The sequence below is a fragment of the Lysinibacillus sp. EB106-09-02-XG168 genome, from assembly GCF_058791475.1.
The window spans coordinates 461,998-484,633 of the sequence record NZ_JBYTDN010000003.1 but is presented as its reverse complement, the minus strand read 5'-3'; the positions used below and the strand labels follow the sequence as shown (position 1 = coordinate 484,633).

19 protein-coding genes and 1 riboswitch are annotated in these 22,636 nt (G+C 38.7%); of the genes, 8 read left to right on the top strand and 11 right to left on the bottom strand.

The window, feature by feature from the left end; translation table 11 throughout:
- Positions 1–96: 96 nt before the first annotated feature.
- Both AC3WSO_RS03355 and AC3WSO_RS03350 read right to left on the bottom strand, forming a co-directional pair.
- Complete coding sequence (locus AC3WSO_RS03355; protein ID WP_492528718.1) at positions 97–1,050, bottom strand: L-threonine 3-dehydrogenase; 954 nt, start codon at positions 1,048–1,050, stop codon at positions 97–99.
- Positions 1,051–1,396: 346 nt separating this feature from the next.
- Positions 1,397–3,067, bottom strand: coding sequence for a methyl-accepting chemotaxis protein (locus tag AC3WSO_RS03350; RefSeq protein WP_492528716.1), 1,671 nt, complete (start codon positions 3,065–3,067; stop codon positions 1,397–1,399).
- 311 nt (positions 3,068–3,378) lie between these two features.
- On the opposite strand from AC3WSO_RS03350, the gene AC3WSO_RS03345 reads away from it, so the two are divergent.
- On the top strand, positions 3,379–4,548 hold the full coding sequence (locus AC3WSO_RS03345) for an FtsW/RodA/SpoVE family cell cycle protein (protein WP_492528714.1): 1,170 nt from the start codon (positions 3,379–3,381) through the stop codon (positions 4,546–4,548).
- A 172-nt stretch (positions 4,549–4,720) separates the two neighbouring features.
- Here the strand turns inward: AC3WSO_RS03345 and AC3WSO_RS03340 are convergent, their stop codons facing one another.
- The 3 genes from AC3WSO_RS03340 to AC3WSO_RS03330 are packed head-to-tail and all read right to left on the bottom strand — an operon-like array spanning position 4,721 to position 9,068.
- Positions 4,721–6,079 carry an aspartate aminotransferase family protein gene (locus AC3WSO_RS03340; protein WP_492528712.1) on the bottom strand — a complete coding sequence of 453 codons (1,359 nt, stop codon included), beginning with the start codon at positions 6,077–6,079 and terminating at the stop codon, positions 4,721–4,723.
- 25 nt (positions 6,080–6,104) lie between these two features.
- Positions 6,105–7,634, bottom strand: coding sequence for a CoA-acylating methylmalonate-semialdehyde dehydrogenase (locus AC3WSO_RS03335; protein WP_492528710.1), 1,530 nt, complete (start codon positions 7,632–7,634; stop codon positions 6,105–6,107).
- A 24-nt stretch (positions 7,635–7,658) separates the two neighbouring features.
- Positions 7,659–9,068, bottom strand: a complete 1,410-nt coding sequence (locus AC3WSO_RS03330; RefSeq protein ID WP_492528708.1) for an amino acid permease — start codon at positions 9,066–9,068, stop codon at positions 7,659–7,661.
- Between the two features lie 225 nt (positions 9,069–9,293).
- Between AC3WSO_RS03330 and AC3WSO_RS03325 the strand changes: the two genes are divergently transcribed.
- Positions 9,294–10,862: a PucR family transcriptional regulator gene (locus AC3WSO_RS03325; protein ID WP_492528706.1), complete on the top strand. Its 1,569-nt coding sequence runs from the start codon at positions 9,294–9,296 to the stop codon at positions 10,860–10,862.
- Between the two features lie 74 nt (positions 10,863–10,936).
- On the opposite strand, the gene AC3WSO_RS03320 is transcribed toward AC3WSO_RS03325, so the two are convergent.
- Both AC3WSO_RS03320 and AC3WSO_RS03315 read right to left on the bottom strand, forming a co-directional pair.
- Complete coding sequence (locus tag AC3WSO_RS03320; protein WP_492528704.1) at positions 10,937–11,731, bottom strand: carbon-nitrogen family hydrolase; 795 nt, start codon at positions 11,729–11,731, stop codon at positions 10,937–10,939.
- Between the two features lie 81 nt (positions 11,732–11,812).
- Entirely contained in the window at positions 11,813–12,607 is a 795-nt protein-coding gene (locus tag AC3WSO_RS03315) for a PhzF family phenazine biosynthesis protein (RefSeq protein ID WP_492528702.1), read from the bottom strand.
- A gap of 107 nt (positions 12,608–12,714) precedes the next feature.
- Here AC3WSO_RS03315 and AC3WSO_RS03310 point away from each other — a divergent pair, with 107 nt between their 5' ends.
- The 5 genes from AC3WSO_RS03310 to AC3WSO_RS03290 all read left to right on the top strand — a co-directional run bounded on the left by AC3WSO_RS03310 (position 12,715) and on the right by AC3WSO_RS03290 (position 18,395).
- On the top strand, positions 12,715–13,884 hold the full coding sequence (locus tag AC3WSO_RS03310) for a pyridoxal phosphate-dependent aminotransferase (RefSeq protein WP_492528700.1): 1,170 nt from the start codon (positions 12,715–12,717) through the stop codon (positions 13,882–13,884).
- A gap of 240 nt (positions 13,885–14,124) precedes the next feature.
- A riboswitch (SAM riboswitch) is annotated at positions 14,125–14,228 on the top strand.
- A 377-nt stretch (positions 14,229–14,605) separates the two neighbouring features.
- The gene (locus tag AC3WSO_RS03305) at positions 14,606–15,436 is read left to right on the top strand and encodes a MetQ/NlpA family ABC transporter substrate-binding protein (RefSeq protein WP_492528698.1); all 831 of its coding nucleotides are present in this window, start codon (positions 14,606–14,608) and stop codon (positions 15,434–15,436) included.
- A gap of 104 nt (positions 15,437–15,540) precedes the next feature.
- A complete protein-coding gene (locus AC3WSO_RS03300; protein WP_492528696.1) occupies positions 15,541–16,566 on the top strand; it encodes a methionine ABC transporter ATP-binding protein in 1,026 nt (341 codons plus the stop codon).
- Positions 16,559–17,230 carry a methionine ABC transporter permease gene (locus AC3WSO_RS03295; RefSeq protein WP_492528694.1) on the top strand — a complete coding sequence of 224 codons (672 nt, stop codon included), beginning with the start codon at positions 16,559–16,561 and terminating at the stop codon, positions 17,228–17,230. The genes AC3WSO_RS03300 and AC3WSO_RS03295 overlap by 8 nt, the downstream gene beginning before the upstream one ends.
- 13 nt (positions 17,231–17,243) lie before the next feature.
- Positions 17,244–18,395 carry an alpha-hydroxy acid oxidase gene (locus AC3WSO_RS03290; protein WP_492528692.1) on the top strand — a complete coding sequence of 384 codons (1,152 nt, stop codon included), beginning with the start codon at positions 17,244–17,246 and terminating at the stop codon, positions 18,393–18,395.
- Positions 18,396–18,593: 198 nt separating this feature from the next.
- Here AC3WSO_RS03290 and AC3WSO_RS03285 read toward each other — a convergent pair whose 3' ends face one another.
- Both AC3WSO_RS03285 and AC3WSO_RS03280 read right to left on the bottom strand, forming a co-directional pair.
- On the bottom strand, positions 18,594–19,793 hold the full coding sequence (locus AC3WSO_RS03285) for a glycine C-acetyltransferase (RefSeq protein ID WP_492528690.1): 1,200 nt from the start codon (positions 19,791–19,793) through the stop codon (positions 18,594–18,596).
- 58 nt (positions 19,794–19,851) lie between these two features.
- Positions 19,852–20,928 (bottom strand): nucleotide kinase, encoded by a 1,077-nt coding sequence (locus AC3WSO_RS03280; protein WP_492528688.1) that lies wholly within the window; start codon positions 20,926–20,928, stop codon positions 19,852–19,854.
- 136 nt (positions 20,929–21,064) lie between these two features.
- Here AC3WSO_RS03280 and AC3WSO_RS03275 point away from each other — a divergent pair, with 136 nt between their 5' ends.
- Positions 21,065–21,241, top strand: coding sequence for a hypothetical protein (locus AC3WSO_RS03275; protein WP_492528686.1), 177 nt, complete (start codon positions 21,065–21,067; stop codon positions 21,239–21,241).
- 99 nt (positions 21,242–21,340) lie between these two features.
- Here AC3WSO_RS03275 and ybaK read toward each other — a convergent pair whose 3' ends face one another.
- Both ybaK and AC3WSO_RS03265 read right to left on the bottom strand, forming a co-directional pair.
- Positions 21,341–21,835, bottom strand: coding sequence for a Cys-tRNA(Pro) deacylase (gene ybaK, locus AC3WSO_RS03270; RefSeq protein WP_492528684.1), 495 nt, complete (start codon positions 21,833–21,835; stop codon positions 21,341–21,343).
- A 24-nt stretch (positions 21,836–21,859) separates the two neighbouring features.
- The gene (locus AC3WSO_RS03265; protein WP_492528682.1) at positions 21,860–22,585 is read right to left on the bottom strand and encodes a hypothetical protein; all 726 of its coding nucleotides are present in this window, start codon (positions 22,583–22,585) and stop codon (positions 21,860–21,862) included.
- Between the last annotated feature and the right edge of the window lie 51 nt (positions 22,586–22,636).

Here is a 22,636-nt window from a genome sequence, read left to right as displayed (position 1 = left end):
CATGGTATACGTTTAACAAATATCATGTAGTGATTGCCGTCAAAATAAAAAAGACGAAGAAAACTCAATTGTTTTCTTCATCCGTTTTAATTTTACTTATGAACAAGCTTTTGTTTGCAGTTTGATTTTTAATTTTTCTAGCATATCAACTGTCATTTTTGCTAAGTCATACTGTGCTTTAAAGCCCCATTCTTTTTGTGCCGCTTCTACATTTATAGAATTTGGCCAGCTATCTGCTATTTCTTGACGTACTGGATCTACATGATAATCCATACGAAAATGTGGCAAATGCTTTTTAATTTCCGACGCAATTTCAGATGGTTCGAAGCTCATTGCAGTGATATTAAAGGCATTGCGATGGATTAGTTTGCTACTATCGGCTTCCATCAAATCTACAATAGCTTGCAATGCATCTGGCATGTACATCATGTCCATGTACGTACCTTCTTGAATATAAGACGTGTACTTCCCTTGCTTGATCGCCTCATAGAAGATTTCTACTGCATAGTCTGTCGTTCCCCCTCCTGGAGGAGTTACGTATGAAATTAATCCTGGGAAGCGGACACCTCGAGTATCTACACCAAAACGATTGAAATAATAATCACATAATAACTCACCAGCAACTTTATTTACCCCATACATTGTTGTTGGACGCTGTAATGTATCCTGTGGTGTATTATCCTTCGGTGTCGACGGACCGAATGCGCCTATTGAGCTCGGCGTGAAAAATTGCAAGTTTAACTCACGCGAAACTTCTAACGCATTCATTAAACCACCCATATTTAAATTCCACGCAAGCAACGGATTTTTTTCCGCTGTTGCTGATAATAACGCCGCTAAATGCATCATTGTATCTGCACCAAAATCTTTCGCTAAATCATGCATTCTTTGTCCATCCGTCACGTCCAATACTTCAAACGGACCTTTAGAATGCTCAAGCTTCCGGATATCTGTCGCTAATATATTGTCCTCTCCATAAATACCACGGAGTTTTTCTACAAGCTCAGAACCTATTTGACCCATTGCACCTGTAACCATTATCTTTTCCATTTCTCCAAACCTCCACCTGTGAACAATTGTACTTTTCAAGAGTACACCGATATATAAATAAACACTGATTTAACAACACTTCTGATGATTATCATTATAATTTGTTCACATTAAAAATACAACCATAATATTTAGAATTTTGAAAGACAAACAGTAAAAATCCTTTACTATCAGTATATGAGCCCTACAAAATATTGTGCTAGACAAACATACAAAATACATATGTACACTCAAGAAGTACATATGTTCATTTTTATAATAGCATTGTACTTCGAAATAATCCTTGCCCCTACTTGCCTCCAAAAAAGAACCTCCCTTGTATTCAAAGAAGGTCCTTTTGTTCTTATTAAATTGAGAAACGCTTTACGGCTATTTGTAAAACTTTCGATACCTTATGTAGCTCTTTAATATAATCATGGAATTGCTGCTGCGCGGTTAACTGATCAGCTGTTAAAGTAGCTACATGTTTAGTTGATGCTGCATTTGTATCCGAAAATGATGTTAACATCGCCGCATCATCACTAACTTTTTTCGTATGGTTAGCAATTTCTTGAACGGTTGCAGATACTTCCACTATATACGGCTTCATTGTATGTACTTTTTCTAAAATTTGATCAAAGCTTGTTGCCGTATCCCCGGTAACCTGTACGCCCTTTTCAGTTGCGACTAACACACCCTCCATCATTTGTACAGCATAGCTAGAATCTAAATGAATGTTTTGTACGATGGACGTAATCGTTTTTGTTGAGTGGACTGTCTGCTCCGCAAGCTTTCTTACTTCATTGGCCACAACCGCAAATCCTTTACCGTGCTCCCCTGCTCTAGCAGCCTCAATAGATGCATTTAAGGCTAGGAGATTTGTTTGCGCTGTAATTTTTTCAATCACCTCAACCATTTGATCGATTGTAGCTGCTCTCTCTACAAGATTGAAAATGGCAGTATTCGATTTTTCAACTGCACGTTTAATCGCTTGTATTTGTGTTAAATTTGCCTGTACAATTTCCGTACCACTTTCTGCATCCCGTGCAGTTTTATGAGCAAAGTTTTCAACAACCTGTACTTTTTCTAAAATCACTTGCACACCATTTAGCACTTCCTCTAGCGATGCTGTATTGGAAGCTAATTTCTCAGTAGAAGCAGCAGTTGAATTTGAAATGGACTGCACATCCTTTGCAATTTTACGTGTCGTGTTAGACGATTGCTCGGAGGATTCCTGCAGTTTCCCAGTCATTTCTTCAACCTCATGCGCACTATTTGATACTGTGTGAAGTAGTCTTTTCACCTCTGTGACCATTTGATTGTAAGACAAAACGACTTCACCAAGTTCATCCTGTGCCACATAACTAGCATTCGCGGTGAAGTCACCCTGCTCTGCACGCTTTAATAATGACTTTAATTGGCGCGTTGGTATATTCACAGCTTTTGTTGCTATAAATCCTATACAGATGACTAGAAAAACAACAAATAAACAAACTCCACCTAATAGCCAATAACCAAATTGCACATCTTTCTGATATGTCTGTTGCTGTTCCGTAGCCCTCTGAACCAAATAGCTTTGAATTTCTTCTAATAATGAATGACTTTGCTGGCTTACAGACAAATACGACTGCGCATAAAATGATTGTTGTTCATTGTGCCCCAATTGCTTATAGCGATCAATCAAGTCTACTTGCTGTGCTAGCAAGGTCTTCAATTTCTTCATCTGATGGTTCATCTTTTTATCGATTTCTAGACTTTCTAAATGATTTAAAGGCTGCTCAGCATTTTTTAAAATGCCAGACATTTCTCGATAAGCCCCAACTGAACTCACTAAATAATCTAATTGTCGTTGTGATTCTTCTAGTTCATTTAACCACCCGATCGGCACAAGTCCCTCTGTATAGCTTTCACTTGCATGCCATGACATTTTCCGTAAATAATCAACGCTAAAAATGCCTAGCAATACATTCGATAGTACACATACAATCATCAGTACGAGTAGCTTGTCCTTCACCATTATGTATCGAAAAAAACGCATTATCTCGGCTCCTTCTCCAACTCTTACCAATAATAATAGTATGGAGATATAAAGCTAGTGTTATGTTTTTGTAAAGATTGCGCGAAGAGTTGTGAAATTTATCCCATTGCACCTACTATAATAGGCGCAAACTTCTCTCGAAATAACGTGATTTTAGTCCTCATCAAATGCCTTTAGGAACACGCCATGCAATTCGGAATTTACCTCCACATTTTGGTGCAGAGCCTTATTTCCCTGCAACCTTCCATTCTTTCCAATCGTCACCTATTAATAGTGGGTTGGGAGAATTTGATCAAAAAGGGGGTGTTTGAATGTTACAGTTCAATAAGTTAGACAAAAGTTTAGTCATTAGCTTGTCATTGCTCGGTATTATTAGTTGTCTCTTTGTCCATTCCAGTAGCACGGTTTTTGAGCAGTATACAAGCTCGTTCATTATAAAGCAGCTTTTTTATTACCTAATTGGATTTTTCATTATGTATGGAGTAGCTACGCTTGATATTGAGCAGCTTAAAAAAATAGGCTGGCCATTTTATTGGGCGATGGTCTTGTTAACATTTAGCTTATTCATTGCCCCCGAAAGTATAGCCCGTACTATAAATGAAGCGAAACGTTGGTATCATATTCCTATGTTAGGGTCAATTCAGCCATCAGAGTTTTTAAAGTTGGCGTTTTTAATCGTTGTCAGTAAGGTTATTGTTGCACATCGAGAGAAATATGTGCGCCCTACCTTTTTAACAGATATGCGGCTACTCTTAATCATTGCTGTTATCACTCTTCCACCTACACTTGCTGTTTACAAGCAACCTGATACGGGCATGGTCATGCTTTATATGTCGATGATTGTACCGATGCTTTTCTTTTCAGGTATACAAAGAAAATTGCTAATCATTTTTACAGCTATCCCAGTATCAATTCTCAGCGTTGTGGTTATTCTTTATGTAAAATTCAATGATTTTTTTACAGTTAAAATTTTAAATAAATTATCAGGGCATCAAGTTTCTCGCATTTATGGATGGTTGCAGCCTAATGAATATCCGGACTCATCTTTTCAAACAAGGCAGGGATTTTCGGCAATTGGTTCAGGACAGTTTACCGGAAAAGGTTACATGAACAATGATGTCTATGTCGTGGAAAAGCATACAGATTTCATTTTTGCGAACATCGCTGAAGAGCTCGGGTTCGTCGGAGGGGCATTTGTCATTGTACTTTTATTCTTTGTTATTTACCGTATTGTTCTTATTACAGTAGAAGCAAAGGACCCCTTTATGACGCTGATGGGAGCAGGTATTGCCAGTTTATTAGCTTTCCAAATTACACAAAATATCGGTATGACCATTGGACTTTTACCTGTAACAGGTATGACATTGCCATTTTTAAGCTATGGTGGTAGTTCACTCATCTCCAATTTCATGTTAATGGGAATTGTGATGATTATCTATAATTCTTATAGTGGCTACATGTTTAAAACAACAAAAGAGTAAGGTGACGGTGTGTATGAACGATACTTTAAAAAAGAGAATCTTATTATTATTCTTTCTAACAGGGGGGGTTTTGATCATACTCATAGTTCGCCTCGCCTTTCTTATGCTATAAAACACTCAAAAAGCTGTCTCAAAAGTTTTACTACGACTTTTGAGACAGCTTTATTTCTAATTAAAATTTCACTTTATGAATACTATCAATCACAACTTTTATGATTGTATCAAGATCCTCTTGTACGATATTAAGTGGTGGAGATAAAGTTAATACGTTATTATAGCCTGCAACAGTTGCACCATTTTTACCTATAATAACACCCTGATCCTTACATGCAGCAATAACAGCATTTACTTTATCTACTGGTAAAGGCTCCTTCGACGTTTTATCTGACACTAACTCGATGCCCATTAATAAGCCTTTGCCTCGAACATCCCCAACGTTCGGGTGATTACCTAATGCTTGCCGAAGTGTTTGAAGGGTAGTTGCTCCAACCTCAGTAGACCTTTCAAATAATGCTTCTTGCTGAAGAATCTCAATATTTTTCAATGCAACCGCACATGCGACTGGTGATCCACCAAATGTATTAACATGGCGGAAATAGCCGTATGCATCAGAGCCAGTGAATGCCTCATAAATTTCTCGTTTTACCGCTGTAGCTGATAATGGTAAATAGGCGCTTGTAATCCCTTTGGCCATCGTAATAATATCTGGTTTTACGCCGTAGTTCATGAATCCAAATGGCTTACCTGTTCGACCGAAGCCACAAATCACTTCGTCTACAATCATTAATGCTCCATGTTTTTTACATACTTCCTCAATGCCCTTTAAGTAGTTCTCTGGAGGCATAATGACGCCCCCACCTGTAATAATCGGCTCTAAAACCATCGCGGCTATTGTTTCACTTAGCTCCCACGTCATCGTCTTATCGACAGCCTTTACACTGGCTATATCTGTTGGAGCAAGTGTATCACTTTCATGTTCTCGATATTGATCAGGTGGTGCTACATGGATAAAGCCAGGTGATAATGGTTCATATTTATATTTGCGTTCCGCTTGCCCTGTCGCAGCCAAAGCTCCGAAAGAATTCCCGTGATAGGCACGGTAGCGAGAAATGATTTTATAGCGAGAGCTTTCTCCTTTTTGTTGATGATACTGACGTGCAATTTTAAACGCAGTTTCGTTAGCCTCTGACCCACTATTAGAGAAGAAAATAACATAATCTCCACCAAGCATTTCATTTATTTTTTCGGCCAGTTCAACTGCTGGTAAATGCCCTTGCGATAAAGGAGCATAGGCGTTTTTCATCATTTGCTCATGGGCAACATCTGCTAATTCCTTGCGTCCATAGCCTACATTTACACACCATAATCCTGCCATTGCATCGATGTATTCAACGCCATCCGTATCAACGATCCTTGCACCATTTGATTTTTCAACTACATATGTCGCTTGTGGATTGTAAGGTTTCATTGAATGCCATACATATTGTTCATCTTTCTTTAAAATATCACTTTTAAGATTTACTTGAACCATATCTATACACCCCTTTAAGTTATTTTCACTTAGTCACATCGTTATTGCTTGGAAACGCAAATGAACTTGTCGTATCCTCTGTTTCATCAGGCCAGCGTTCCGAAATCGTTTTCGCTTTCGTAAAGAATCGTGCTTGGTCCGGCCCAAACATATGCCCTTCACCGAACTTAGAGCGCTTCCATCCACCAAAGTTGTGATAGCCCACTGGAATCGGAATCGGAACATTAACGCCTACCATTCCTACTTCAATTTCTTCTTGGAATTTTCGCGCCGCCGAACCGCTGCTCGTAAACATTGTGACACCATTCCCAAATTCGTGGTCATTAATTAAATCAATAGCTTCTTGTAAGGATTCGACACCTACAACAATACGCGCAGGGCCAAAAACTTCCTCTTTAAAAATAGTCATTTGTGGAGTTACGTTATTTAACAATGTCGGTCCAAGGTAAAATCCTTTGGATGTTTCACATATTTTCGGATTTCGGCCGTCCGTTACAAGGTTAGCCCCTTCTTCAACAGCACCATCGATATATCTAAGAATCGTATCTTTTGATTGTTGCGTAATAACTGGGCCAAAATCTACCTCGCTATCTGTATATGGGCCAACCTTTAATTTCAAGATTTTGTCCTTTAATATTTCTGTAAAGCGCTGTTCCGTATCTTTCCCAACGACGATTGCTCCAGAAATAGCCATACAACGCTGAGACGCTGCTCCAAATGCTGCACCTAAAAAGGCATTAGCTGTTTGCTCTAGGTTTGCATCGGGCATTACAATCATAAAGTTCTTACCGCCACCAAATGCAGCGACACGTTTATTGTGTTTAGTCCCTGTTTGGTAAATATATTCCGCAACAGGTGTGGATCCAACAAATGAAATTGCTTGTATCTCTTTATTTTCAAGCAGTTCATTAACCGCTTCTTTATCACCATTAATAACTGTCCAAATTCCATCTGGCAGTCCTGCCTCTTTCCATAGCTTACTTAAATATAATGCCGAGATTGGCACACGCTCAGATGGCTTTAAAATCACTGCATTTCCTACTGCAACCGCCATACTCGTAATCGCCAGCGGTACCATAACAGGGAAATTAAATGGAGCAATTGTAGCAACAACTCCAAGTGGGGCTTTTGCAGAGAAGGCATTAATATTGCCACCTACATTCACCGAGTATTCGCCCTTCAACATTTGTGGGGCACTTATTGCCATATCTACGGATTCAATGCCACGAACTATTTCGCCCTTTGCATCTTCCTTTGTTTTCCCACTTTCCTCACAAATGACTTCGATGAGCTCATCCTGTCTTTCTACTAATAACTGACGGAAACGATGTAAAACCTCAACCCTTTTTCCAATCGATGTCTTTTTCCATGAAGGAAATGCTGCCTTCGCTAGCTGAATAGCCTGCTTCACTTCATCTTTAGTTGCTAACGGAACTTGCGCAATGATCTCTCCTGTTGAGGGATTATACACGTCTGCGTAACGACCACTAGTGCCGGCTGTTTCAACACCATTGATAAAATGCGATAATGTTTTCATCCTTTGCTGAACTGTCATAATTTCCCCACTCCTCGTTTATAGTTATTCAAAATCCAACTCTTCCTTTTGGAAAATAGAGCTAGCTTCATCTACCGGGTTAGGCGACTTTTTCTTTTGTGTAACTAAATAGAAAATCATCACTACTGCCACTACAATGCATGTAAATAAAATTTGCGAACGCATCGATTCAATAAAGAACATAGCGATCAGTAATGCTGTTATAACCAAGATTGTGAAATACGTTAGATATGGGAATAACCACATTTTCACTTTTAATAGCTCGGAGTTTTCTTTCTCCATTTTCCGGCGCATTTTTAATTGTGAAAATGCAATGATTAAGTACAAAATCAATGTAATTGCACTACATGAACTAAGTAAAAACATAAACACTTTATCTGGTGAAACATAGTTCATAATAACGGCAATATAAGAGAAGAATGTCGCTGTTAATATGGCATTAACAGGTGCACCCTTTTTATTTAATTTTAAAAATGCCTTTGGGGCCTCCCCCTTCTCCGCTAAAGAAAATACCATTCGAGATGTAGCGTAAAGCGCAGAGTTTAAGCACGATAAAACCGCTGTTAAAACAACAAAATTCATGATTTGTGCAGCTGCGGGAATTCCGATGTAATCCAACACTGCTACATAGGGACTTGTTAAAATATCCGAGGAATGCCAAGGTAATAATGTGACAACTACCGATATCGATCCCACGTAGAAAATCAAAATACGCCAAGTAATTGAATTCGTAGCTTTTGTCACTGCTGCTAACGGTTCGTCAGATTCCCCTGCCGCAATGGCCACAATTTCTGTGCCCATAAAGGAGAAAATAACAATAACTACCCCCATCAAGACAGCTCCAAAACCATTCGGTAAAAAGCCACCCTCACCGACTAAATTAGCAGTACCTACTGCATTAAAATTAGGTGCGATACCAAAGATAATAAATGCACCAAGTCCAAGAAAAGCTATAATACTCGCAACCTTAATAAGAGAGAACCAATATTCAAATTCACCAAAAGCTTTTACGGAAAGGACATTTGTTAAAGTAAGTGCGACGGTTAATAAAAGACTTAGTAACCATAAAGGAACCCCATCATACCAATATTGAATAATTGCAGCTGCTGCAGTTGCCTCTAAAGCAATGGCAACAACCCAGAAAAACCAATATAACCAACCAATCATAAAACCAGCCCACGGACCAATGGCTTCATGTGCGTAATGCGCAAAAGATCCACTTGTTGGATTGACAACTGCCATCTCTCCAAGCATTCGCATGACAAGAATAACGATAATGCCAGCAAATATATAAGATAAAATTGCGCCAGGGCCGGCAAGGTTAATTACTGAGCCACTTCCCATAAATAGACCCGCTCCGATAACCCCCGCAATCGCGATCATCGTCATATGCCTTTTCTTTAACCCTCTCTGTAAATGCGTTTGTTGCTCCATATTCAGCTCACCTCTTTTATTAGATTGGATTACCGCTTACAAAAATTTTACATGTTACATAGAAACGAAGGTATAGACAAACTGTAAAATTCTATGCATTTGTTTTAAACATAATGTAAAATAGACTAAACATTCTAAAAATACAGTATTTAAGTTAATTTCAGCAAAAATAATACATCAATGAGAAAACTAGTGATACATCTATGTGAAAAGGAGGCGGGTAAAATGAGTCAATTTAAGCTTCAAGTGAAGGATGTATTAGAAAACACATACTTCCAAAGTGCGGAGGTCGTAGCTGGTAAGGATGGTTTATTACGAATTGTAAAGTGGGCCCATGTCATTGAAATTATACAAGTAGATAATTTTCTAGCTGGTGATGAATTAGTTTTAACAACGGGGATCAGCCTTCAGCACAGCATCGAAAACTTTATCTTTTTCGTAGAATCCTTAATCGAAAAAAATTGCGCGGCGCTGTGCATTGAATACGGGACTTCCATACAGACCATCCCGGAAGTGATTGTAGCTCTTGCTAACCGTCATAGTTTCCCTATTATCGTTTTTCATGACACGGTTCCTTTCGTCCGTATTACACAAGATTTACATAGTCAAATTATGAATCAACAATATTTAATGATCTCTACTTTAGAATCCTACTCCCAAACATTAAATAAAAATGCTCTATTAGGGCAAAATGCAGAAGAAATTTTACAAAATATGTATCATGAATTAAAGACACAAATTATCTTTTCCATTAAAGGTCGAGAGCCTATCTTTTTTCCAAACATGACACATACTAAGCGCCGACAACTAGTTACGCTGGAAAAGTCAGCACCCGTGGTTAAAAATGAGCCTATCTTTATATTTGACCAACATTATGCAGATTTAACGCTCTATAGAGAGGATGGTCTATTCTCAGAGTTTGAATTACTTATTTTAGACCGTACAGCTACTGCCTTAGCACAGCTGTTAATGAGAGAATTTTATATTGAAGAGAAAAGGGACATTGAGGATGCCTCTATTTTAGGGGATTGGATCGATCAAAAACTATCAAGAGAGGAAATTTACAAATTTATCGTTACCTATCATTCTAACTATAAGCTTTCTAGCGGAGCTGTTTTTATGTTAGCAATGCCTAATGCAGTCTCTAAAGTACAAGAGGATATTGTCTACAGCAAGCTCTACTATCGAAACCTTTTTGAGCAAAATGGATTTATACCATTTCTATACGAAAGAAAAAGCTATGTCATTTTTATTTTACTTCATAAGAAAGATAGTAAATCGAGCCGCGAATTACTAAATACATTAGTTTCTTCCCTGCTGAAAACCGATTTTTATAAAAAACAACTGTTTCAAGGGTACCAAGTAGCCATTGGTAAAGTCGTTGCAGATGTAGAGGAAATACCGAAGAGCTATCAAACTGCACTCGAAACATTGTATATTTGCAGTAAAGTACAAACTACATCTTATTTTTATGATGATTTACATTTGTATCACCTCATCTATAAATTACAGATGCAAGTAAATTTGCAAGAAGTGATTCAAGATTATTTACAGCCGGTTATTGAATACGACAAAAAATATAATAGTAAGCTATTAGAAACGCTGCAAGTATACTTACAAACGAACGGCTCCAAACAACAAACAGCTAACCAACTGTTCATCGTACGCCAAACGCTCTACCATCGTTTAAAAAAGCTTGAAAGTCTCTTAGGGAAAAATTTCATGAAGGGGCATAATCGAATTACGCTTGAATTTATGTTGCTCGCCAATTCTTTAATTGAGGATAAAAACTAACTGCTAGTTTATGATTGATCAGCGATGTTGCATGAATAGCACGCTCAGAGTCGCTATGAGCGTGCTATCAGATTTTAATTTTCGCTAACTACTCCACTATATAATGATGGTCTGCGGTCGTCATAAACTGGAATTCTGCCTCGTACTTCATCGACAATCGAAAAGTCCACGTCAATGACAGCTACTTCCTCGTCTTCTGCACCAATCCAAAGCACTTCGCCCCACGGTTGAATAATCATTGATTGACCATTAAAGTTTTCTACTTTTCTCGATATACGATTAACAGCGATCACGAAGCATTGATTTTCAATGGCACGTGCTTGCAGCAATGTGTTCCAATGATCGATACGTGGCGTCGGCCATTGTGCCGGCACGAACAATACTTTTGCGCCCTCTAAAGCGTGTGCACGTAACCATTCTGGGAAGCGAATATCATAGCAAATCACCCCTGCAGCCTCGATATCACCAAGGGCAAAGCGATTCATTTCATCCCCAGCTTCTAAATATAAATGCTCGTCCATCAAACGGAAAAGATGTGCCTTGTTATATTCACCAACTAACTCACCGTTGCTATCAAACGTATACATCGTGTTGTAAAATTTATCGCCCTTCTTCGTTGAAACAGAGCCACCAACAATATGTACACCAAGCTCTTTTGCTAAATTTGATAAAAATGCTTTCGAACGCTCTCCATCCACATCTGCAAGCTCTGGTAATTTTTCAAGTGCATAGCCTGTATTCCACATTTCCGGTAGCACAATAATTTCTGCACCTTGTTTTGCCGCTTCACGAATCTTGTCCTCCGCACGAGCAAAATTTTCTTCTACTTTGCCAAAGCCTACGTTTAATTGGATACAACCAATCTTCATTGCTATTCCTCCTCTAGAAAGTACTATTCTATATTTATACTACAATAAATCAACCTTACTTCCATGGTTTAAGCTCAATATTCAGATTGATATTTCACCACTTAATACTTGAACTGCAGAACCCGCAATAGCAACATCTTTTATTTTAGGTGTAACGTACAATAATCCACCACGTTTTGAAAGTTGTTTGCTCACGATGCTTTCTTTTGATAATTTTGCACACCAGTAAGGTCCTAGTGCACCATGAGTGGAACCATTTACATGGTCTTCATCAATGCCTTGTGCTGGAGAAAAGAATCTTGAAACAATATCAATCCCCTCACCCTTAGAACGACTTGTAATACAAACGCCACGTACAGGGAACTGATTCATCACATGAAAATCAGCTTTGAAATCTGCAATATACTTTTCGTGACTTAGCTCCACTATATAATCCAATTCTGTTTTCCCTACATATATTGGTTTCATTCCAAGCCATTCTTCAAGCTCCACAGGACATTCAATCTCTTCTAATTGATACTTTTGAATTGTTATTTCAACTAGTTCATTCAACCAAATTGTTTGCAAAGGACCACTTAAAGTTTGGAATGTAATTGAAGAGTCGACAGGTACAATCCCTTGTTTCCAAAGTAAAAAAGCGCTAGCGATCGTTCCATGTCCACAAATCGGTATTTCCTTTGCCGGCGTAAACCATCTAAGAAAAAAATCATGCCCCTTCTTTTGGACAAAAGCTGTTGTTGGTACGGGAATCTCCTGAGCAATTTTTTGCATTGTCGACTCAGGTATTGCTGGATTAAGTAAACATACCGCTGCGGGATTTCCCTTGTAAAGCTCTGTAGTAAAAGCATTGATGATAAAATACGAGACTTTGTTCATTTTTCCTCACCTCATATATTATTAGGCTCTAGACAATTACTAAAAAAAGTAATATGATGTGCATCATATCTTTAATAATTATTATATTCTGAAAAAGGTGGACGTGCATGGAATTCTCAAAAAAACTACAGCAACTCCCAACTCAATTTTTTGCAGCACTTGTGCAAAAAGTAAATGCCGCTCTTTCTGAAGGGCGTGATGTTATCAATCTTGGTCAAGGTAATCCAGATCAACCCACTCCTCCTCACATTATTAAAGCATTACAGGAGGCAGCAGAAAATCCTCAAAATCATAAATACTCTCCATTTCGTGGCATAGCAGAATTGCGCCAAGCAGCAGCAAGCTTCTACAAACGTGAATACAATGTTGACATTGATCCTGAAACAGAGGTAGCTATTCTCGGTGGTACGAAAATTGGTCTTGTTGAACTACCGTTAGCGGTTTTAAACCCCGGTGATACAATGCTGTTACCCGATCCTGGCTATCCAGATTACTTATCAGGTGCCGTATTAGGCGATGTGGATTTTGAAGTCATGCCACTTTTTGCAGAAAATCATTTCCTGCCTGATTATAATGCTTTATCCGATGAAGTAAAAGAAAAGGCGAAGATGCTTTACTTGAATTACCCGAATAACCCAACTGGTGGTACTGCAACACTTGAATTTTTCGAGGAAACAGTACGCTTTGCAAAAGAGCACAACATTATCGTATCACATGATTTTGCCTACGGAGCGATTGGATTTGACGGCAATAAACCTATCAGTTTCCTGCAAGCTGATGGTGCAAAAGATGTCGGTATCGAAATGTATACATTATCCAAAACGTATAATATGGCAGGCTGGCGCATTGGTTTTGCAGTTGGTAACCCTGATATTGTTGCAGCCATTAACCTTATTCAAGACCATCTCTTTTGTAGTCAATTTCCTGCCGTGCAACAAGCCGCGGCAGTTGCACTTACTGCTTCCCAGAGTTGTGCGGATAAGCTAAGAGCGACTTATGAGCGTCGACGAAACGTCCTGATTGAAGAAGCTCAGCGAATCGGTTGGCAAGTAACGGCACCGAGAGGCTCTTTCTTTGCATGGCTCCCTGTTCCATTAGGTTTTACGAGTGAACAATTTGCCGATTTATTGCTCGACAAAGCTGATATCGCTGTAGCTGCTGGCAATGGCTTCGGTCAATATGGCGAAGGCTATGTACGGGTTGGTTTACTTGTTAGCGAAGACCGCTTACGTGAAGCGATTAGCAGAATTGAAAAACTAAGCTTATTCAGCTCATGAACAGTTCAATCCCCCTACCTAAGTAGACTCTATCGAAAAACTGTTCCGTTAGCTCAATCTTGCTATAGGAACAGTTTTTTATTTCTCTATCTTTTTTTGGGTTGCTCAACCCCTTCTTCTAGCAGATTCTTTTCCAGCTAAATAGTATAATAAAATAAAAAATTTAAAAAATTTGATTGACTTACCTATATCCTATAATTTATATTAGTTCTATCGGATTTTCAAAAAAATATTATAAATCTCTTATCAAGAGTAGCTGAGGGACTGGCCCTATGAAGCTCGGCAACCTCCTTTTTTAAGGAAGGTGCTAAATCCTGCAAACGATATCGTTTGAAAGATAAGAGAGGACACACTTTTTCATGAGCCTCTCTTAATTTTTTAAGAGAGTTTTTTTTATCTTCATTTACATGAAGATAAAAGCCTCCGGCGGATGTCATGGATTTTGAAATGAACGAATTGTGAAGGCACAATTCAAAATCCGGACGCATTGTTTATCTGTGCGAAAGCGACAGCAACAAGTGTTTTCTGTGCGAAAGCGAAGCGACAGCAACAAATGTTTTCTCTGCGAAAGCGAAGCGACAGCAACAAATGTTTTCTCTGCGAAAGCGAAGCGACAGCAACAAATGTTTTCTCTGCGAAAGCGAAGCGACAGCAACAACAATTACGCCAAGGCAAAATTGATTTTTTAAAAGCCGATAAAACAACTTTGGAGGTATGTTTCATGAAAAAGAAAAACAAAATTTTATTAGGTTTAGCGAGTCTCACATTAGTAGCGGCATTAGTAGGCTGCGGTACTAAAGAAGATAAAGGTAGTCAAGGTAAGGCTATTAATGAAAATAAAATTGTAGTAGGTGTAACTTCTGGTCCACACGAACAAATTGCAGAGGTTGCAGCAAAAGTTGCCAAAGAAAATGGCTTAGAGGTAGAACTAAAAACGTTCTCTGATTATGTTTTACCAAATACATCGTTAGCCGAGGGTGATCTTGATGTAAACAGTTATCAACACAAGCCTTTCCTCGATGCATTTAACAAAGATCACAAAACAAATTTAGTACCAGTAGGAAAAACAATTTTAACTCCTATGGGCATATACTCCAAGAAATATAAATCATTGGATGAAGTTCCTGATGGTGCTACATTCGGATTACCGAATGACCCAACGAACGGGGCTCGTACTCTATTTGTCCTTCAAGAGGCAGGTATCATTAAATTAAAAGAAGGTGCAGACTTAACAGCATCTACTCGCGATGTGGAAGAAAACAAAAAGAATTTTAAATTCATTGAATTAGAGGCTGCACAAATTCCGAAGCAGCTTAGTGAAGTAGATGTGGCAGCTATTAATACGAACTTCGCTCTTGATGCTGGTATTGATCCTAAAAAAGACTCCATTCTTTTAGAATCTACTAACTCTCCATATGTAAACTACATCGCGGTACGTTCTGAAAACGAGGATGACCCAGCGATTAAAAAATTTGTTGAAGCCTATCAATCTGATGAAGTACGCAAATTTATTGAAGAGGAATTCAAAGGTTCTATCATTCCAAGCTGGTAAGTAACGATGAAGGGCCTTTCATAATTTGAGAATCTGCGAGACCCCTATAGGAATGCTAGCAGATTCTTGCTTTATAGAAGGACTTAGAAAGGAGATATCACAGTATGATTCAATTAGAAAATATAACAAAAGAATTTAAAACTAAAAAAGGTATCGTCAAAGCAGTAGATGGCATTAACCTACATGTCAAAAAAGGTGAAATTCATGGGGTTATTGGCTACAGTGGTGCAGGAAAAAGTACCCTTATTCGCTGTGTTAATTTATTAGAGCGACCAACAACAGGAAAAGTATTGATCGACAATGTAGATATTACTTCACTTTCTCTAAACGACCTTCGCGAAACACGTCAAAAAATCGGCATGATCTTCCAGCATTTTAATCTCTTGAAAACAGCGACCGTTTACAACAATATCTCGGTACCATTAAAGCTTCTAGGCTATAACGACTCTGAAGTGAAAAAACGCGTTGCAAAATATGCAGAAATTGTTGGCCTAACAGAGAAATTAGATAGTTATCCTAGCCAGCTTTCGGGTGGTCAAAAGCAACGTGTCGCTATTGCACGCGCCCTCGCCCAAGAGCCTGAGATTTTACTCAGTGATGAAGCAACAAGTGCTCTCGATCCTGAAACAACTGACGCTATTCTTGAGCTTCTCTTAAAAATTAACCGTGAGCTTGGCATCACTATTTTACTTATTACACATGAAATGAATGTTATTCAAAAAATTTGCGATGATGTATCCGTTCTTGAATCAGGGACGGTTGTGGAATATGGCTCTGCTATAGAACTATTTTCGAATCCTCAGCATGTAACAACACGTAAGTTTTTAAATACCATTTCTCAACGCAATTTATCACCGTCCCTTATCAAGCAATTAAATGTCTCAGGAAGTGTTATTCGTTTAACATTCCTTGGTGAAAGTACCGGGAAACCATTACTTGCAGAAGTGAGCAAAGTGTATGATGTACAACCAAATATTTTAACAGCCAATATCATTGAATTAAAAAACGGCATCGTCGGTAATATTGTCGTGCATCTACACGGTGAGTCGCATATCGTAGAAAAAGCACTTAAGTATTTTACAGAAAACGGGGTAGGCGTTGAGGAATTAGGAGGCGAATTAAATGAATAACATTCAAAGCTTCTTTGCAAATTGGTCAGATGTTATTGGAAAATCTATTATCGAAACGTTCCAAATGGTTGGGATTTCATTATTCTTTTCTATTTTAATTGGGATCCCTTTAGGGCTTTTAATCGTTTTAACTCGCCCAGGGCAATCGTTTGAAAATAAATTTCTCTATCAATTTTTTAATTTATTTATTAATATTGTTCGCTCGGTTCCGTTCATTATTTTACTATTTTTCATTTTACCGTTCACGAAGCTAATCGTTGGCACAACTATTGGTGTAAAAGGTGTTATTGTGCCGCTTGTTGTTTATACAGCGCCATATATTGCGCGACTTATGGAAACCGCGCTTTTGGAAGTTGGTCCAGGTGTTGTGGAAGCTTATACAGCAATGGGTATTAAACGTCGTCACATCATTTGGAATGTCTTACTACGTGAGGCTCGCCCATCCATTATTTTAGGATTAACAATTGCCACAATCGGTCTGATAGGAGCAACAGCAATGGCAGGAATGGTTGGTGCCGGTGGCTTAGGTGATCTTGCATACCGTTACGGCCATTTGCGCTATGAAGTCGATGTGATGTATGCGACAGTGTTTATCTTAATCATCCTTGTTCAAATTATTCAATCAATAGGTAACCGCTTTGCTACGAAACTAAAAAAAGATTAGTAGGAGGATTACGATGACAAAGACAACACATAGCGATCTACTGTTAAAAAATATAAATGCACAAGCCCCCTTCCCTATTTGCTTTGCCGATTTAGAAAAGGCAGCTGTAGAAAAAATGGAAGCTGGTCCATTTGGTTACATCCATTCAGGCGCTGGCGGTGAGCAAACACTACGAAATAACCGTGCAGCCTTTGAAAAGCACTCTATTATTCCACGCTTTTTACAGGATGTTTCAAGTATTGATACATCGATTGAGCTATTCGGAAAAGTACATCCAACTCCGCTCTTATTTGCTCCTGTTGGCATGAACAAAATGGCACATGACGAGGGAGAGCTTGCCGTGGCACGTGCGGCTGATCAGTTAAAAATTCCTTATATTCAAAGTACAGTTTCAAGCTATGCACTTGAGGATGTGGCACAAACAGCTCCCTCCGCTACTAAATGGTTTCAATTATATTGGTCAACTAATGAGGAAATTGCCTATAGTATGGCCGCTCGAGCCGAGGCTGCTGGTTTTGAGGCTATTGTTTTAACTGTAGATACAGTCATGCTTGGATGGCGTGAAGAAGATGTTCGCAATCAGTTTTCACCATTAAAGCTTGGATATGCAAAAGGAAACTATATGAATGATCCGGTTTTTACTGCTTCCTTACCAGATGATTCATTTGAGTCGTATGTACAAGGCGTGTTGCAAAATGTGTTCCATCCAACATTAAATTGGGACAATGTAGGTGAATTAAAACGCCGTTCAAATCTCCCTATTTTATTGAAGGGTATCTTACATCCTGAAGACGCAAAACTTGCTATAGAAAACGGTATTGACGGTATTATCGTATCAAACCATGGTGGTCGCCAATTGGATGGCGTAATTGGTTCACTTGATGCTCTTCCTAACATTGTGAAAGCTGTAAACGGACGAATTCCTGTTATTTTAGATAGCGGTGTGTATCGCGGTATGGATGCTCTTAAGGCACTTGCTTTAGGAGCAGATGCTGTTGCCATTGGTCGTCCCTTCGTCTATGGACTTGCATTAGAAGGACAACAAGGAGTCGAAAAAGTAATGACGAATTTATATGATGAATTAAAAGTATCCATCGCATTAGCGGGGGCAACATCTATAAAGGAACTACGTGATATTACATTAGTGAAAAAAGATGGAGCGTAAATAAAGCGTCCAGCAGTTTGAAGTGGAGATAAAAGATTTATCGGAATAAATTTGTGTTTTATCGGAACAATTTTGTGATTTGTCGGAACAATTTTGTGATTTGTCGGAACAATTTCAGATTTTATCGGAATGTTTCACCGATTTATCGGAACATTTAATATAAATTGGGCTACCTCACTATTGAGGTAGCCCATTTTTTTATTGAATAACGCCTAGTTCACGGCCGACTTTTTCATAGATTGCTAGAGCGCCGTCCAGCATTTCTTTTGTATGTGCCGCTGTAGGCATGTTACGAACACGTCCTGTACCTTTTGGAACCGTTGGAAAAACGATTGATTTAGCGTAGACGCCTTCTTCAAATAGACGACGTGAAAATTCCTGTGTAAGCTTTTCATCACCAATAATACATGGTGTAATCGGTGTTTCAGATTCGCCGATATTAAAGCCTAATTTAGCAAGACCAGCTTTTAAATAATCGCCATTTTCCCAAAGCTTATCGTGCAGCTCTGTTGAGTCAATTAGCATTTGCACTGCCGCTGTAATCGCAGCAACATCACCTGGTGGTAATGCTGTTGAGAATAAAAATGGACGAGAACGCACTTTTAGCCAGTCAATTAAATTTTTCTTACCTGCTACATATCCACCAACAACACCAATTGCTTTAGAAAGTGTACCAATTTGGAAGTCGACTTCTTTTTCTAAACCGAAATGCTTCACAGTACCCTTTCCTTTACCTGTTACTCCTGATCCGTGCGCATCATCTACATATGTTATTAAATCAAACTCTTTCGCAATCTCAACGATTTCTGGTAATTTTGCAATATCACCGTCCATTGAGAATACGCCATCCGTAATGACCATGACTTTATTGTATAAGCCTGATTCTTTTGCTGCCTTTGCCTTTGCACGTAAATCATCCATATCGGAGTGATTATAGGCAATAATTTTCGCACGTGATAAACGACAGCCATCGATAATCGATGCATGGTTTAATTGGTCTGAAAGAATCGCATCACTTTTATCCATAACAGCTGAAATAGCTGCCATATTACAGTTAAAACCAGATTGATAGGAGATCGCTGCCTCTGTTCCTTTAAATTCAGCAAGCTTTTCCTCTAATTTTATGTGTAAATCAAGTGTACCGTTAATCGTACGGACTGCTCCAGCCCCCACACCATATGTCTCTATTGTTTCTTTGGCAATACGCTTTAATTCTCCATTCGTTGCTAAGCCAAGATAGTTGTTTGAGGATAGATTAATTAGATTTTTGCCACGTACCTGAATAATGGGTCCGTTTGCTCCCTCTACTGGATCAATTTCATTGTATAAACCTTGTTCATGTAAGTCTTGTAGGTTTTCATCTAAAAATGCATTCAATACTTTTGACAAGCGTATCATCCTTTCCTAGGAAAACTGTTCTAGCTCCTAGTGTAGCACATGCATGTGATAAGAAAAATTACTTTGTTAATCTTTCGAATAGTGGGGCAGTTTTTTCTCGCCAAAGAGATGACGATAGACAATTATCTATTAAGCGACGGATTGTATACTCCGCTTCCGCATAACGCTTCGAATAACCCATTGCATCCTGCATTGCTTCTTTATACTTTGCTCGAATATCTTCAATTTGCGCCTCTGCTTCCTGTGAAATTGCGCAATGTTTCCCTATATCAAAAATTTCATCCCCTAGTCTGCCGTCCTCTGGATCAAAGATATGAGGATCCGTACTATCAAAGATGCAGAAATTTAATTCCGGGATAAGAACCATATCAACAGAGTTTGCATCCAAGCCACACCAAATAATTTGGGCATCTAGCCCTCTCGCATTCGCTTCGTCTGCTAAGCCTTTCATTAACGAAGATTTGCCTGTACCCGGCTTTCCTTTAATCATCAATCTCCGAGATACATTTTTCGTTATACTATCTACTGTATTTTCGGCCCCCCTCGGTGTTAATGTTCCGAGTAAGCGATGCGTGCGCATACCTGTTTTATTTAAGACCATCGATTGGAAAACATCTGCCTTTAAATGTTCAACCTGGTCATTTAATGCCTCCCAGTTCATACAGTTCTGTGTCACTACTTCCCAATCATCATGAATCTTTATAGCTTTAGTAAGCGACGAAATGCACTTCTCACGCCATGACTCTCGTTCCGTCATCGTATTAGCGAGCTGTTCGCCAACCTTTTCAAGCTGGATTTCTTCTAAGCAATCATAAAATGACATTACTCGATGCTTTGTGCCAAGAAAAGTCGGTTCAATCCCCCACTCCGATGACCATACAAATAATCGATTACAACCTTGAACGTATACTGCCTCTACAACATCCTCCAGCAAAGCATGCTTAAACCACTCCACCGCAAAGCCCTGCTTCACATAAAAATACCCAAGCTCTTTAAGAAGCTCAGATCCTTTAAACGTCGGTGCCCCCTGCAAAATATAAACTAATTCTGCCTCATCCATCATTTCTTTATATAAATGTTTAACTCCTTGCCCAGTCAGTGCGTGTCCATAGTAATAAGTCACATTTCCGTTCAATTTTGGTCCCCCTTTCTTATGCCTTGCATTATATGAAGGAACCTTTTAAAAAATGAAAAGCTACCTTTTAATTTTTTACGAATAGGATAAAAAAGGAATATCCAAAACAAAGTTGAACTTTTAAGTTTGGAGGGGGATGTATGATAAAAAAATTGGGACTGTTTTGTTTGTAATTGGTATAGCAATGATGTTAATAGGTATGCCTTATTTATTGGGCTATTCAACAAATTTAAAGTATCTTTTATATTTAGGAATATTAGTAACGATTATATTTACCCCTGCACGTACAATAAAAAAACAAAATAGAAAGTAATGTTCTCGAATTAATGGATAGTGCCCGATTAGCCGCGCAGTTTATCGCTCATCTAAGTGACTCTTCCGCAAATTGACAATAAAAAAACTACCCAGCATATCATTTTTGGGTAGTTGTAATTGATGCAATTTTTGCCTTTGTCACAGCGACTAAATCATCTAGCTGTACGTGAATTTGCATGCCGATTTTTCCGGCACTTACAATAATCTTTCCTTGCTCTTGAGCTAACGCATCGATAACAGTCGGATAAAGCTTCTTCATACCGACTGGAGAGCACCCGCCTCGCACATAGCCTGTAAAACCAAATAACTCCTTGACTGGGAGCATATCGATCTTTTTCTCTCCGATAACCTTTGCAGCCGCCTTTAAATCAAGCTCTTCTGCTACAGGAATAACAAATACAAAAAGCCTTTGTGCACTTGCCTTTGCTACTAATGTTTTGAAAACATGAGAAACTGGGTGACCAATTTTTTCAGCAACTGAAATTCCGTCAACTTGGCCGTCACCAGTCTCATATTCAATTACTTCGAAATGTATTTTTTGTTGTTCCAATAATCTTATCGCATTTGTTTTCGCCTGCTTTGCCTTCGCCATGTTAAAATTCTCCTATCTATAGCATTAGGCTATCATGGAGATCATGGAGCCATTTTCCGGTCGATAGCCTTCTTTTGCCATATGAATATGAGTGATATGAGTAGCATATTTTTCAGAAGCGTATTTAAACGTTCGCGCCTTATATGCCTCTGCATAACTCTTACCGAAAATTGTATCTACAAATGGATCCAATTTCAATTCCTTCGTAAAACGTTCCGGTACTTTGACATCAATACCTTCACGTACAAAAGCAGGCTCATCTAGTTCATTCTCATCTAGCTCTTGACCATTTAATTGCACTTGAATGTGTTGTATTTGAGCATTTGCACTTGCCGCTACACGTAAATCCTGTGGTGATGGCTGCGCGGGTGCTAGCGCTGAATTCCTCACCTGATCTAAAATTTGTAACGTCTCCTCATCTACATGATCTAGCTGTGAATACGCAAGAGCTTCAGCTTTTTGCGTTTGCTCATGGGCGAGCACATTCTTTTTCGTTTGTTGCAAATCTTGAATAATCTTTTGCTGTTGAGGCGTGACTTCTTTAGACTCCTCTTTTTGTTGCTCATAGAGTTCTTGATCTGTATGCCCTAAAAGTAAATTTTCTAGCTCAAGCAATAACGGATTTTTCTTTGGCGGAAAATACAATGCGTTTTTTCGATATGCATCCCCTGCTTGTTTTCGTTGTAAAATCTTTTTACGGTTATAGTGTGATGACAGTCTTTCTTGTTCTATTAAACTTGATAGTTTCATATAATTCACCTCGGCTTTCTTATTTAATATGCGAGTTAAATAATACATATG